Source organism: Bacteroidia bacterium (genome assembly GCA_019695265.1).
Lineage (GTDB): Bacteria > Bacteroidota > Bacteroidia > JAIBAJ01 > JAIBAJ01 > JAIBAJ01.
In genome coordinates, this window is sequence record JAIBAJ010000030.1 from 1 (window position 1) to 15,419 (window position 15,419).

Here is a 15,419-nt window from a genome sequence, read left to right on the forward strand (position 1 = left end):
GTTGCCAACATTATTTCAATCATGAAAAAGGAAGACCGGCCTTACCAGCAAGTTACTCAGGTAAGTTCCAACTATTTTGTGGTTAGCATGAATGATTCGCTTCATCCTTATTTATTGGAAAGGCTTTTGAAAGTAGAGTTTGACAGGAGAAACATTAATGAAGATTTTGAATATGTAATTTACGATTGTTTTACGAGCAAAATAGTCTTCAGCAAGTACATCCCGCATGAAATTAATGAGGTGGCACCTGATCCGATAGAACCGCCCAAATGGGATAAAGACAACCATTATTTTGGAGTTTACTTTCCTCACAAATCCAGGTATCTTCTGAGTGAAATGGGCATTTGGTGGTTTAGTTCGGGCGTATTGCTATTGGTTGTGGCATTTTTTGGGTATTCCATGAGTGTTATTTTGAAGCAGAAAAAGTTAAGTGAAATCCGAAATGACTTCATTAACAACATGACACATGAGTTTAAGACCCCGGTTTCAACAATTAGTATTACCGGAGAAATGTTAGCAAAACCCGGGGTTCAGCAAGATCCAACGCGAATTTCCAGGTATGCCACTATTATTACCGAAGAAACCACCAGGCTACGTAACATGGTTGAACGATTGTTACAAATGTCGGCCTATGACCGTGAGGTAAAGCTAAACCCTGTGGAATTGGATCTGCACGAAATAATTGAACACTCCGTACAAAGCATGGAACTGCTATTAAATGACCGAAATGGTTCCATATCTTGCAAACTTGAAGCACCTAACCACCTGCTTCGAGCCGACAAAGTTCACCTAACTAATGTAATTTATAATCTCTTGGATAATGCTATCAAGTACAGTGTTGAAAACCCGAGGATTGAAATTCAGACTTTTAATTCCAACAAGTACATCCATATTCAAATTAAAGACAATGGAATCGGAATGAGCAAGGATGCACAAAAACACATATTCAACAAATTCTACCGTGTATCAACCGGCAATATTCATAAAGTAAAAGGATTTGGATTGGGATTAAATTATGTAAAACTAATTGCAAAAGCTCATAAGGGATTTGTAAAACTGGTAGAAAGCGTTCCGGGAAAAGGAAGTATTTTTGAAGTAGGGTTAAGAATCGGGGAATAAAAACAAGTGTTTTTGGATGCTAATAAAATTGAACCTCATTTAAGATAGCATTCCCGGTTTTAGGCCCAACGATTATTCTACCGAATCAACCACAACAGTGATATTTTTATCAGAGGATTGAATTACCTTTTCTACTTCGCTAAACCAATCCTTTCCATAACTTAGGTAGAAATTGGCAAAATTATCTCTCCGTTCCTGTAGGCCTGAACCCGGAAAAAGCTTGTCTTTTATTTTCCTAAGCTGACTTACCTGAGTATCCAATCTGGTTTTATTGGCCCGCAACATCTTTGTTTCCAGGTTTTCCATTCCATTCAGCCATTTTTGAACTTCGGCCTTGGCTGTTCCTTCCAGACTTTTATCAACTTTAGATGCCACTTCAACCAACCTTTCCAACCAGGGCTGCACCCCAAGCTTAATTTCGTTTAAATCAATCCCTTCTGAATTATTCAAAACAAACTTCCTGACTAATTCTTCTTCCGGCAAAAACAAATCTTCCACTTCCATTCCCAGCCTCACTAAACGAGCAGCAATACCGGAATCAATCCATACCAAGGAATTTCTTAGCCACAACACCGGAAAGCTTATACTGTTTTGTTCAAACATTTTCCGGTATTGCATCCAATAGGCCAATTCACCTGCACCACCCACATAAGCCACATTGGGTAGAATTTTCTCCTGGTACATGGGTCTCAATACCACGTTGGGACTAAACCGTTCGGGATGGGAATGAATTTCAGCCTTTAATTCATCAGGCGAAAAATGCACATTGGTATTTAAAACGTCATAACCTGTATCTTTCTTAACCAAACGTTCCCGAAAACCCTTTCCGGTATAAAACACATTAATCTCCCGCGGATTTACCATGGTTTTATAGCCTAAGTTCCCTAATTGAGCATTGGTTTCCTGCACCAAAGGATAATTCGTGTTTTGAAATATATCCCTTTCCAATTCGTCAACAAATTGCTGTTTTAATGCTACATGCCTTGGATCCAAAACTACCAAGCCATGTTCAGCAAAAAGTTCATTGGCCAATTGAAAAGTGGCAGCTCCCAGGGTGGTATTTTCCAAATAAATTCTTTTAAAAAACCCAAGCAACTCTTGACCTGTTGGAGAGCTCCCCAATAAAGGTTCCAGTTCTTGTAAGAATTCTTTCAGACCGTTGGTACTAACCTCGCCGGCCATTCCGGTTTCTGATGGCTGCCATTCCAACTTTTTACCAAATAAATAAAAATGGTTTATTTCTGCTAAATCATGATCCTCGGTATGCATCCAGTAAACCGGAACAAATTTGTAAGGATGGCCAAGTTCCGAAGCATATTTTTCCATGGACTTGGCTAAATTTATTACCGAAAAAATTTTATAAATAAAGTAAAGCGGTCCGGTAAAAAGACAAAGTTGGTGACCGGTTGTAATAGTAAAGGTATTAGAACTATTTAAACTATCGATGTGTTGAATAGCCGCAGGATAAAGACTTTCCTTGCCGGAATATTGTTCCTTTAGCGCATTTACCAAGGCGTTACGGTTCGTTTTAAACCGTTGATGTTCCTTAATTTTTTGAAGAATAGCATCCGGATTTTGAAATGAACCGGTAAAGGATAGCAAATCCGCCTTGTTATCCAGGTAATCCAGAATTAAAGAGTCGAACTGCCCGGAGTTCAGAAATGAAATTGATCTAATATCCATACCAACTGCGCTACGCCTGTAGGCTAGTGTCTATTTTTTTCCTCCAAAAATGTTTCTCAATCCTTTTTCTGCTTCCTTTTTGGCTTTTTCTTCAGCGGCTTTCTTAGCTTTATCAGCTTCGGCTTTTGCTTTAGCTTCCAATTCTTTTTTCTTCTTTTCTGCTTCGGCTTTCAACTTTTCTGCCTCTGCTTTAGCTTTATCTTCGGCCTGTTTTTTCATTTTGGCAGCTTCTTCCTCGGCTTGCTTTTTCAATTTATCTGCTTCCGCTCTTGCCTTGTCCTCCGCTTCCTTCAATTTTTGTTTAGCTAATTCTTCAGCTTGCTTTTTCAAATCGTCGACCGCATTTTTGGCTGCATCCTTTAATCCTGTTTTTACTGTTGGTTTAGCAATGGTACCTCCTACTTTCACATCAATGTTTACCTTTTCACCGAGACTTAATTGGGTTCCTGCGGCTTTGTTGGCTTGAGCTAAAAGTCCGTTAACAGCTTGGGTTGCTTGTGCAGGCATTTCACTGGTTGGAATGGTAAACTTCATATTGTAATCCAAACTTTGATCAAAACCGGTAAATCCGGCAATGTTCACATTTGACTTTCCTAAAGCCAAATCATATGGTTTCACCTCTACTTTACCATCTTTAAATTCATACTGAACTTTTACATCATTCAGGGCCAATTTTTTATACTTATCCATTTTTAGGGCATCGGCCACTTTGTTCAACGGCTCAAAATTGGAAATGGTAACCGTTTTAGTGGTTAAGATTCCACCTCCGCTTAAGGTTTTCAAATCAGGATTTAACGCATTATCCATCACAGCGGCAAATTTTAATCCGGTGCTAAATTTCCCTTGGCATTGTTTAGCAATAGGGGCAAGCTTTTCAACCGTATTGAATGTTTTAAATGTCTTTTGGATATCGAAATCAGCCACTGAAAAATCGAAATTCACTTTTGGTTTAAGCAAATTTTCCACATTGTACGTACCATTCATGGTAACTTGTCCATCCAACATACTGGCTTTAAGGCCCGACAAGTCTGCTTGTTTATGCTTCACAAGCACTGTTCCTGAAATATTTTTTAAATCATAAACATCGTAAACCAAATGTCCGATGCTGGTGGCCAATTTCACATCTAAATTTGCAGGGATATCCGGAGCTGTAAGGGCGGCAGTGTCCGGAGCTGCAGGTTCATCGTCTTCGGGAACACTTGCCATTAGTTCATCAGCGTTTAAATAAGTCGATTGGAAGGTAAAATCGCCTTTAAGGGTTTCATTTTTAAAATAATAAGCTAGGAAATTCTCAATTTTCCCTTTCATGTTCAAATCACTTTTCCCAATTTTAGCCTCAAATTGTGATAAATCTAAAAACTGAGGTGAAAAATTCAAGTATGCTTTTTTAATTTCAACAGGAAGTTTTACAGCTTTAGTATTGTAAACAATATCCATTAGAATCAGTTGACCATCAGCCTTAAACTTTTCGTACTCTTGTTTATCAATCATACTTTGTTTTCCTTCCAATTTAATGTCGGCAATAATGGACCCATTCAGTTTTTCTTCCTTTTCTAAAGGAATTACATCGCCTAAACTTCCTAAATTAATTTTACCCAAAATTTCTCCTTTAATGGAAGGATCAGAAACAGGGGTTTTCACCAGCAAGGAAATATCAACCGGATTCTCCGAAATGTCGAAGTGAAATTTCTTAATATCAATAACGGTATTATCAGGAGTTCCTTTACCATTTATATCCACTTGTAGAGCAATATTCTTAACATCTTTAGGTAGACTCGGGTATTTGAAATATCCATTTTCTACCAGAATCTTCAATCCGAAAGCAGGCAAAATTCGTTCATTGTAAACCCCTTTAGCATAGCCATCCAGTGCCAATTTTCCGCTGGTTTTTACACTTTCAAAGTCCTTCATAAATACAGCAGGAATCAAAGAAAGGATGTTTTTAAATTCTGTTTTCTTTGCTCCAAATTTGAGGTCCATATTGATATCATTAGCCGGCATTTCAACCCAACCTTCCCAGGCCAGCTCCAAAGCATTCAATACTAAGGAATTGTCTTTTAACACATACTTGCTTTTCACCAAATCGGCATCTACCTCAGCATCCAAAGCAACTTTTGTTTTATTAAAATAGGTAATACCGCCATAGCTTAAATCCATACGTTCAATTTTCAGCTCATTTTCCAGGGTTGTTTGAGCATCTGAAAAATCGCCGCTTAGGGCATAATCTAAATCCTTGAGGTAGGTATGAATATTCGAACTATCATCATCAAACCGAATAATTGCATCGGTAATTTCTAATTTCTTCAGTGACAAGCTAAAGGACGTGGATCCTTCTTTTTCCTCCTTCTTCTCTTCGGGAGGGGTAGGTTTAACGATGTTCCAATTAGCAAGACCATTGCTTAGTTTCAAAGCCTTGATTTTGGGCTGATTCAGAAACAAACCATTTACCTTGTATTGTCCACCGTTGATAACACTCATTAAATCCAGGTTTACATCAAAGGATTTTACATAAACCAGGGTATCTCCTTCAAAATCCTTGATACCAACCAGGGAAAAGTTTTCCAATTCAAATCGCAAGTTAGGGAAACTGCGAATTAAGGTCAGGTCAAAATCTCCAAAATCCATTTTCGCATCCAGGCGCTTATTGGCCTCCTCTTTTACTTTGGCAATAATTTTATCCTTGAAAAGAAAAGGAAGGGCTACTAAAGTGGCAATAAATAATCCAATAAAAATTAAGATTCCGTAAAGAATTTTCTTTTTCATAACGAAAGTAAGGGTTGTTTATTCGGCAAAAATAGGGGATTTGTCGGTTGAGATGGAAAAGGGAACAATGTTTAGGAAAATCAAACGGCCGCAGAAGGACTTTCAAACTATAAAAATTTTACCTTTACCCACCAAACAACCCTTACCAATATGGATTCGAAAAAAGAAAAACAACTCTGGAAAATGGCTAAAAAAAGGGCATCATTCCAACGCCACTTGATAACCTATCTGGTGGTAAATGCTTTTTTTTGGGCGATATGGATAATTGGAGGTGAAGATGGAGAAAGAGGTCATGCCTGGCCCATCTGGTTCACTTTGGGATGGGGAATCGGCATCGTTTTTTCCTATTTCAATGCCTATGGTTCCAGCGCCGACATTTTAGCTGAACGAGAATTTGAAAAACTAAAAAAGAAAGCGGGCGAATAGCTCTTGCCTTACCATGTTTAAACCTGTTTACACCTTCTTAACTTTTCTGGTATTCATTGGCTTTTCGGCCTATCCTCAAACCAATTCATACCGATCTGCACAAAACCCACATTATTGGAAAAATAAACTTCCAAGGCCAGGTTATTGGCAGCAAGATGTTCACTATAAAATTAAGGCCAGTATCAATGAAAAAAACATGATCGTGAGTGGTGATGAGGAATTAACCTATTGGAATAATTCACCCGACACCCTGCGCTTTGTCTATTTTCACTTGTATCAAAATGCCTTTCAGCCCGGAAGCTATGCCCATTCCTTAAATGTTAACAATGGAAACCCTCCAAAATATGGAGGATATGAATCCAGGGGTTTAGGCACCAAAATTCTGGAAATTAAATCGGCCAAAGGGAATGTGCTTATTTCCGAACTGGATAACACCATTATGAAAGTGCGTTTAAACGAGCCTTTGCTTCCCGGACAAAACACCACGTTTAATATCAAGTTCAAAACCTTCTTCGATGCCGGTAGTATTCGCCGAAGGATGAAGGTTTTTATGTCGTCCGGATCCCTTCATTTCGATGGTGTGCACTGGTATCCGCGTATTTCAGTTTACGACGAAAAAATGGGATGGGACACCCAACAACATCTTGGAAAAGAATTTTATGGTGACTATGGCACCTATGATGTCGAACTCACCTTTGCTAACAATTACATTGTGGAGGCAACCGGAGAATTAAAAAACGAATCGGAAGTTCTACCCAAAGAATTACGAGCCCGTTTAGACATTTCCAATTTCAAAGACAAACCTTGGGATTCTAAACCTTCCGTCATTATTCCTTACGATTCCACCAAAACCAAAACATGGAAATACCATGCTGAAAATGTGCACGATTTTGCCTTTACCGCAGACCCCAACTACCGAATTGGAGAAGTTAACTGGCAAGGCATTCGCTGTATAGCCCTGGTGCAGGAACCTCATGCCTCCAAATGGCAAAATGCTGCCGAATACACTGCCGAAGTTATTAAGACTTACAGCAAGGAAATAGGACGATATATTTATCCTAAAATGGTAGTAGCCGATGCCAGAGATGGAATGGAATACCCAATGTTAACCTTAGATGGTGGCGGCGACCCAGATTACCGAAGCTTGTTTGCTCATGAAATAGGACATAATTGGTTCTATGGAATGGTTGGAAATAACGAAACGTATCGGGCAGCATTGGACGAAGGTTTTACCCAATACATTGAAACCATTGCCCAACGTAAAATCGACGGGGAATACGACACCGTTGTTCCTTCCCAAAATGCTTATGTAAGAAACTTTAAAAAGCGAGACCTGGTAACCGATCGCTATTACATGAACAACTACATGAACGACGCCGTTCGTGGAAACGACAAACCTCTCAACACGCATAGTGACGAATTTGAAACCGCTCTTGGACATGGAGGTGGCTATCGAAATGTTTATTATAAAACCGCTACCATGTTGGCTAACCTGGAATATGTTTTAGGCGATAGCTTATTTAATGCGGCTCTGAAAAACTACTTTCAGCAATGGCATTGTGCTCATCCTTACCTCGAAGATTTCCGAAATTCATTTATTCGATTTACCAAAGTGGATCTGAATTGGTTCTTTGACCAATGGCTTGAAACGACCAAACACATTGATTATTCCGTTAAATCAATTCGAAAAACAGAAGCAAAAAACACCTATGCCATTACCCTGGAAAGGAAAGATGAAATGCAAATGCCTATCGATTTCAAAGTTATTGTAGACGATTCAACTGCTTACGACTTTCACATTCCAAACAACTGGTTTGTTAAAAAAACCGACGCCAATGTTTTACCACGCTGGATTGGCTGGGGAAAGGTAAACCCCACTTACACTTTTAAAGTTGTTGCTGAAAACGGTATCAAAGATGTAATTATCGACCCTTCATACCGACTGGCCGACGTAAACATGCTGAACAATAGCAAAAAATCCAAACCACGCTTGCTTTTCGACAGCCAAATACAAAACGCCTCTGACTGGAAACAATACGAAGTGTTTGCCCGTCCTGATATTTGGTATAACTTTTACGATGGGGTAAAATTGGGATTTCATGTAAACGGAAATTACATGAATCATTCCCATATTTTTAGCCTGAGTGCCTGGGCCAACACCGGTTTCCTGCAATATCGCCCCGATACCTCTGCCGGAATCAATGGATTTGATATTCTTTCCTTTAATTTTTTGTACAAAACCAACCTGGATAAAATTTCAAAAAACAGTTGGGTTAGCCTAAACCTGAAATGGTTAGACGGAATGCAAGGATACAACCTGGGTTTTGAAAAGTTCTCCAAAGATTCCAAAAACAGATTCTTCCTGCAATTTAAAGGAATGTATCGACATGGTTATAACCAATTAAACTACCTCAACAACTCCAACGATTGGACGGTTAATAAATTGAATAGCACTGTGATAGCAGGCATTGAACATAAATATCAATATGTTCACGGACAAGGCAATATCCAATTTTGGATGAAAACCATTGGTCCGGGAAGTGAATTTAACTTTTCTCAAATCGGCTTGCAGGTAGTAAACAAAAACCAATTGGATAAATTGGGTATCAATACCCGATTCTTTGCCCTTTTCGGAACCGGAAACAACACTCCACTAGAAAGCAAAGTATACTTAGCCGGCGCAAGTCCGGAAGAAATGATGGACAACAAATATGTGCGTTCGGCGGCCTTTTTCCCGACGGCGTGGACCGGCATGGGCGACAATATTCGACACATGCAATATGGAGGGGGATTGAATTTGCGCGGGTATGCCGGTTATTATGCTCCAACGCTAGACAATCAAGGAAATCTAGTATTAAATTATGCCGCTACATCAGGTTCTGCCGTGAACTTAGAAGTGGAGTTTGATAAATATTTCGGATGGAAACCCAAAAAACTGGGCGAGTATTTCGATCTGGATGCTTATTTATTTGCCGACGCAGGGGTATTGAATCGCAATGCTCCCAAAGAGAAATTTCGCTTGGGTCCTTTACGTGCAGACGCCGGGGTAGGCATTGCTTTCACGATTAAAAAATGGGGATTTTTACAAAAGCCAAAACCTTTAACCATCCGTGCTGATTTTCCGCTTTGGTTGAACCGAACTCCTGCCATTGACCCTGCTAATTTCCAATTCAGATGGATGTTGGGCATCAGTCGAGCCTTTTAGTTTTAGTATTATGCGGGCCGCTTTTGCCTTCCAAAATTTATGCAAGGCCCGGAGTTGGTAAATAAGGCAAAATCGCCGGGCTATTCACTGCAAGTCCTCGCCCCGAAAGGGTTCGGGGCTGTGGGCTTTCCGTTTCTATCCCTGCCCGGAGTCCGTGCAAGCCCTGGTATAGCGTTTTGACCAATTCATTTCAATCTTGGTAGGGAACGTAAAGCTGCAATAGAATTCTATTCCGGTAATAGGGTGATACGAAAAACTTAGATAAGCGGGAGGTAAATTGGGTTTGCACCTCGGGCAACGATAGAGCCAAGTAGCCCACAGGACCCCTATGGCGTTAGCCTAGGGGGACGAGGACTACAGGCGATAGCGTGACCCGAACGCCAATAAACTAACCATTGTTCATGCAGGATTTTGGTTGGCGGAGGGGGCCCGCATCCAAAAAAACAAAGCAAATACTAATCAAAACCAGGTAATTCAAAAATTAGTTAAGAATTAAATGAAACCAGGAACTAAAATGCTTTTGCCTTTTCCATTACCTTTGCAGGCTTATAACCCGCCATCATGGATGCTTACCAATCCTTACATTACGATGAAATGTTCTTTGAAGCAGATGCTTTAATTGCTCAGGGAAAAATTACAGAAGCCATCTCGACCTTGGAAGCCATACTTGCTTCGGACCATTCCTACGGTAAAGCATACAATCACTTGGGCTGGATTTATGAAACCAAATATAAAGACTATACCAAGGCCGAAGAATTTTACAAAAAATGCTATGCCTATACTCCGGAATATCCGGCGGTGTATGTGAATTTAGCTGTGGTACTTTCTACCCTTGGAAAATACGAAGAATTAAAACGGATTTTAGAGAAAGCCCTCACGGTTCCGGGGGTGGAGAAATCGACTGTTCACAACGAATTTGGCATAATGCATGAATTACAAGGCGAATACAAATTAGCTATCGAAAGTTACAAGAACGCCATACGTAACTCACTGAACGACAACAATGTAGAAACCTATCGCAAATCCATTCAACGGGTAAAAACCAAGATGGAAGTGCTTTTTGATTAAACTTCTGAAACCATAACAACCATGTTTGATAAAATTTACCAATACAATTTTCCAACCCGCATCCGATTTGGAGCCGGTGCTATGCTTGAAGTAGCGCCCCATTTAAAACAAGAAGGTTATTCTCGTCCGTTGGTTGTTACCGACCCGGTAGTAAAAGACCTGCCATTTTTCAAACAATTGCTAGCCTCGTTAGAAGCTCAGGGATTAAAACCAACTGCATTTTACGATATTCATAAAAATCCGGTAAAAAGTGATGTATTGAAAGGTGGGGATGTATTTGATTTGGAAAAATGCGACAGTATAGTAGGCATAGGTGGTGGTGCTGCCCTGGATGTAGCTCGGGCCATTTGTTTGCGTATTAACCACCGTCGCGATTTATTCGACTATGATGATTTAATAGGTGGAGACCAGTATGTAACGGAAGAAGTTCCCTATTTTGTAACTCTTCCAACCACTAGCGGTACAGGAAGTGAAGTTGGACGTTCGGCTATTATAAGCGAAGACGAAACCAAACGCAAACGCATTTTGTTTTCGCCCAAACTATTAGCCAAAGTTGTTTTTGCAGATCCTTTATTGACCATGGATTTACCGGCCTTTGTTACGGCAGCCACCGGTATGGATGCCCTAACCCACAACATGGAGGCATTTTTGGCTAAAGGTTTTCATCCTATGGCTGATGGAATTGCACTGGAAGGAATCAATTTGGTGGTAAATTCCATTGAAAAAGCCACCAATAGCCCCGACTTGGAAAGCAGAAGTAAAATGATGATAGCCTCCTTGATGGGAGCCGTGGCTTTTCAGAAAGGATTAGGCGTGGTCCACTCCCTTGCTCACCCATTAAGCTCGTTGCTCGACACCCACCATGGATTAGCCAATGCAGTAAACATACCGTATGGAATGAAATTCAATATTGCAGGTTTTGAACACCGTTTCAAACGCATTGCTACTGCCATGGAATTGAAAGAGCAAAGTGGAGAAGCTGTGGTAAAAGCCTTGTTTGATTTGAATACCAAAATCAATATTCCGCATAAACTCAGTGCAATTGGTGTAAAGCAAGAACATTTAGATACACTGGCCGATTTGGCTGAGGCCGATTTCTGCCATCCGAACAATCCAAAACCGGTTTCGCGTCAGGATTTCAGGAACATTTACCAAGAAGCCCTTTAGGAAAGAAGCAATGGATTACAACCTGCTTAAATCCTTGCACATCATTTTTGTGGTAACTTGGTTTGCCGGACTATTTTACATTGTTCGGTTATTTATTTACCACGCCGAAACGTTGGAACTAGCTGAACCAGAACGAGGTATTCTACAAAAGCAATATACCAAAATGGAATATTTGCTTTGGAATGTTATTACTCAGCCTTCCATGCTTTTTACGGTTTTATTGGGTCCGGCCCTGGGTTGGGTACTTGGCATTTTTCAATCAGGAGAAGCATTGAAAGCCAATCCCTGGATGCATGCCAAGTTGTTGTTTGTGGTTTTATTGTTGGCTTACCATTACTCTTGTCATGTTATTTACAAGCAATTACAACGGGGAGAGATTAAATACAAATCCGGACAATTGAGGATGTGGAATGAAGTAGCAACACTTTTGCTGGTTGCCATTGTATTTATAGTGGTGTATAAAAGTTCGCTGGATGCTGCCAAGGCTTTGGGAGGATTTGTTGTATTTGCCCTTGTTTTATTTTTATTAATCAAACTAGCTAAGCGTTTAAGAGAAAAGAAATGATTGAAAACTACAAATGTAAAATTCGAGTTCAAATTCGATTTGGAGATACCGATGCATTAGGGCATATTAACAATGCCAAGTACTTAAGCTACATGGAAGTTGCCCGAATTAAGTACTTCGATGATCTATTTGGACAAACCATTGATTGGAACGAAGAAGGTTTTATTTTGGCCAAGGCAGAAGTTAATTTCAGAAAGCCGATCTTTTTAACCGACACCATTGATTTACATGTTCGCACCTGCCGATTCGGGACCAAGAGTTTTGACATGGATTATGTGTTTATCAGAACAGACAAGGAAGGCAAGCAAGAAGTGGTAGCCACCGGATTAACGGTTCAGGTGACTATGAGTTTCAGGCAAAACATGTCAATTCCGGTTCCAGGCAGATACAAAGAGATCATTGAAGCTTTTGAAGGAGTAACTTTCTAGGAATTTGACCTGGAATTTGGCAGTTTAAATAACTACCATAACTTTGTACAACATGCGAAAGCTCTGCACCTTTATTTTGGCATCCATTTTAATGGCAAGCGTTAATGCCTTTGCACAGGATACCATACCTGATTATTTTCCGCCGAAGGAGGGTCTGGGTGACAATAGCCATTCTTACACGGGCAAATCGGATGACAAGCAGCGTTACTTCAAGATGGTTCATAAAACCAATCCGTTTACCTTGTTGGTTGGAAATACCTTTTACAATTCTGAATTGAGGTATATGAACGAAACCGTTCTTTATAAAAACTTCACGTTGGTATTAAGTGCTTCCTATTTGTTCAAAGGAATTTTGCTTAGAAGCATAGAAAACCTCGATTCAAACAAGCTAAATGGATATCCCAAACTGGCTTTAAATGGCTTTCGATTCCAAACTGCATTAAGATTTTATCCAATTTCACGAATAAGGGCTCCGCGAGGATTGTGGCTTGGCCCTCACTTTTCTTATTTACATTATGTATTAAAGCCAAAAAGTTCCAGCCTTCCCGACGCGATAGAAGTAACCCATTGGAATGTTAATTTACTACTGGGCTATCAATTTATAGCCGGTCGGGTTTGTTTTGATTTATATGCCGGAATTGGATTCAAGAAAAACAATTGGTATTATGTTGATTCATCCGGCAAACAACGAATGGAAGAACTTTACCAATTTTATCCTTTTTATGGTATGCCACTCAAGTTAAACTTTGGTGCTAATTTTGGCCTTGCTTTTTAACCTATGCTTCAACCCTATTTATCCAATAAACCGGCCTGGTTACAGGTATTGGCCTTATTTTCTTTAGCCATTTGTTGCGCCAGTATTGCCAGTTTTATTGGCTTTATGGTCATTAAGTTTACTTACGGGATAGATGTATTGGCAATAGAAGCCGTGCTTAGCGATTTCAGCAATCCGGTAACTATTCCGGCCTACCGCATACTACAGATATGTCAGATTCTTGGTGTATTTATTTTACCACCATTATTGATGGCACAATTTATCACCGGCAATGCATTGGATGTACCGGGAGCCCTAGTAAAACCGGGTGTAATAAAAATAGGATTGGGCATTTTAATTATGTTGGCATTGCAACCAACCATCAATTTTTTGGCAGAATGGAATTCTAATTTGGATTTTCCGGATGCATTGGGAATAGAGCAATGGATGAAGAGTTCAGAAAAAAATGCGGCTTATTTAACAGAACTTTTTTTGGACATGAAAGGAATTCCGGATTTAATTCTCATCGTATTCATCATTGGTATTTTAACTGGAATAGGTGAAGAGTTTTTTTTCAGAGCAACCTTACAAACCATATTTCAACGGTTTACCGGAAATAAACATGTAGCCATACTTCTTGCAGCTTTTGTTTTTAGTGCTTTGCACATGCAGTTTTATGGGTTCTTTCCCAGGTTTTTGTTAGGTATTGCCTTGGGATACATGTTTGTTTGGAGCGGTAGTATTTGGGTTCCGGTAGTGGCACATGCATTTAATAATTCCATGGCTGTTGTACTCAGTTACCTAATCAAGCACCAACACGTGGATAAATCAATAGAAACCATAGGTATCGAAGGCAACTTAAAACCTTTGTTACTTTCGGTGGTGTTAAGCGCATTCTTTATTCAACAGTTTTACAAGCGTCGGATAGATTATTTGGATTAGGGTTTAGCAAAGCCGCCCCGATGCCACAATCCAAACATCTTCGTTTATCGCAAAATTCTGATTTTAGTTCAAGTAAGGCCTGACTATCAAATGCATTATTCGGTTTAAAACCAATGGACTCAAATCCACGCGAAACTTCATTGTTCTCTTCCGGAGTTTGTTCTAGTAAACGCAAGGCCTTTTCTTGCAATCGCTGGCCCAGGTGTTGCTTATTAACCAGGAATAACATTGGCACTACGGAATTGATTAATATACTTTGTATGGCTGCTTCTCCCAATTGGTTTCCGGGAGTTTTACTTAGTTTGCCAAACCGGTAATGGGTTTTCCAATACTCGGAAGGTTTAACTTTGAACACTTGAGAAATTTCTGCAAGCGATTCGGAATGAACCATTTGAGAAAGCAAACGGTCTGATTGGTGAAGAACGGCTGCAAATTGAGCCAACCGTAGCGTTGGAAAGTTACCGGGTCTCAATCTCAGGAATTTCCAAACATGTCCTTGAATTGGATGTAAATCAAATTTATGCTGCAGAAACCGATATTCCTTTTGCAAATTCAGATAATACTCATCCTTCAGCGCATCCTCTAACAATCCCGCTTGTCCAAAAACCAAGGCTTCTAATTGAAACAAAGAATTGCGGTGTTTAGCAATTACTAACCAGGGCAAGGATTTGGCCATTAATTCAAACGGAACACCATTTACATGAAACCCAAAATTTCGGGCCAATAACCAATAGAAAGCCTCTTCTAAATTGTTGTTATTCAGTTTTAAGCTGATTTCTACTTCCAATGCCTTTCTTTCCATTCGGTTAATGGTGAGCCTTTGCAACCAAAAGCTTCTTAAACTTTCATTGGCTTGGGAAAAATCATTGGAACATGGGATCCATAGCCGGGATTGAAGCAACTGTTTATAATGGTCCCACATGGTCCAATCTACCCGATTCTTCAATTCAAGACAAGGAATAGGTTCTCCACTTTTTCTATGAACAATTCTATCACTATCCAATACTACATGTAAGATAATATTATCGTAATTCTCATCACCGGAATGTTTATGAACATCCCAATCGGAAGCTTTGATATGTATTTCCACATTACCGGCCCAGGTTGTATTACCCAATTTCAGTAAGGCATTCCTAAAATCGGGACCGGCGTGAGAATTTAGCTCACCGGGTTTAAGTATTTGCAAATCTTCACCAGTGGAGGTTCGAAGAGAATCTTGATTAAACAGGCGAAATTGCCAGAGGTAGAAAAGAAAACGTTCTGTCATAAAAAAAGAATAAATTGAATACCATATATTTC

The 15,419-nt window shown here is 39.8% G+C and carries 12 protein-coding genes; 9 read left to right on the plus strand and 3 right to left on the minus strand.

Annotated elements, in window-relative coordinates; translation table 11 throughout:
- The coding region (locus tag K1X82_06400) for a HAMP domain-containing histidine kinase (protein ID MBX7181722.1) at nt 1-1,119 on the plus strand (1,119 nt) is incomplete at its 5' end.
- Nucleotides 1,120-1,191: 72 nt separating this feature from the next.
- On the opposite strand, the gene bshC is transcribed toward K1X82_06400, so the two are convergent.
- Together bshC and K1X82_06410 are read right to left on the minus strand one after the other, a co-directional pair.
- Entirely contained in the window at nt 1,192-2,802 is a 1,611-nt protein-coding gene (gene bshC, locus K1X82_06405; GenBank protein ID MBX7181723.1) for a bacillithiol biosynthesis cysteine-adding enzyme BshC, read from the minus strand.
- A 30-nt stretch (nt 2,803-2,832) separates the two neighbouring features.
- Complete coding sequence (locus K1X82_06410) at nt 2,833-5,565, minus strand: membrane assembly protein AsmA (protein ID MBX7181724.1); 2,733 nt, start codon at nt 5,563-5,565, stop codon at nt 2,833-2,835.
- Nucleotides 5,566-5,715: 150 nt separating this feature from the next.
- Between K1X82_06410 and K1X82_06415 the strand changes: the two genes are divergently transcribed.
- The 8 genes from K1X82_06415 (at nt 5,716) to K1X82_06450 (ending at nt 14,120) form a co-directional block, all read left to right on the plus strand.
- Entirely contained in the window at nt 5,716-5,991 is a 276-nt protein-coding gene (locus K1X82_06415) for a 2TM domain-containing protein (GenBank protein ID MBX7181725.1), read from the plus strand.
- Between the two features lie 13 nt (nt 5,992-6,004).
- Nucleotides 6,005-9,196, plus strand: a complete 3,192-nt coding sequence (locus K1X82_06420) for a M1 family metallopeptidase (protein MBX7181726.1) — start codon at nt 6,005-6,007, stop codon at nt 9,194-9,196.
- A 561-nt stretch (nt 9,197-9,757) separates the two neighbouring features.
- Complete coding sequence (locus K1X82_06425; protein MBX7181727.1) at nt 9,758-10,264, plus strand: tetratricopeptide repeat protein; 507 nt, start codon at nt 9,758-9,760, stop codon at nt 10,262-10,264.
- 21 nt (nt 10,265-10,285) lie between these two features.
- Nucleotides 10,286-11,431 (plus strand): iron-containing alcohol dehydrogenase, encoded by a 1,146-nt coding sequence (locus K1X82_06430; protein MBX7181728.1) that lies wholly within the window; start codon nt 10,286-10,288, stop codon nt 11,429-11,431.
- Nucleotides 11,432-11,441: 10 nt separating this feature from the next.
- On the plus strand, nt 11,442-11,996 hold the full coding sequence (locus K1X82_06435; protein ID MBX7181729.1) for a CopD family protein: 555 nt from the start codon (nt 11,442-11,444) through the stop codon (nt 11,994-11,996).
- The gene (locus tag K1X82_06440) at nt 11,996-12,424 is read left to right on the plus strand and encodes an acyl-CoA thioesterase (GenBank protein ID MBX7181730.1); all 429 of its coding nucleotides are present in this window, start codon (nt 11,996-11,998) and stop codon (nt 12,422-12,424) included. Before K1X82_06435 ends, K1X82_06440 begins: the two co-directional genes overlap by 1 nt.
- Before the next feature lie 52 nt (nt 12,425-12,476).
- The gene (locus K1X82_06445; GenBank protein MBX7181731.1) at nt 12,477-13,199 is read left to right on the plus strand and encodes a hypothetical protein; all 723 of its coding nucleotides are present in this window, start codon (nt 12,477-12,479) and stop codon (nt 13,197-13,199) included.
- Nucleotides 13,200-13,202: 3 nt separating this feature from the next.
- Nucleotides 13,203-14,120 (plus strand): CPBP family intramembrane metalloprotease, encoded by a 918-nt coding sequence (locus tag K1X82_06450; GenBank protein ID MBX7181732.1) that lies wholly within the window; start codon nt 13,203-13,205, stop codon nt 14,118-14,120.
- Here the strand turns inward: K1X82_06450 and K1X82_06455 are convergent.
- Nucleotides 14,077-15,387: a DUF2851 family protein gene (locus tag K1X82_06455; protein ID MBX7181733.1), complete on the minus strand. Its 1,311-nt coding sequence runs from the start codon at nt 15,385-15,387 to the stop codon at nt 14,077-14,079. The genes K1X82_06450 and K1X82_06455 overlap by 44 nt on opposite strands.
- Nucleotides 15,388-15,419 lie beyond the last annotated feature (32 nt).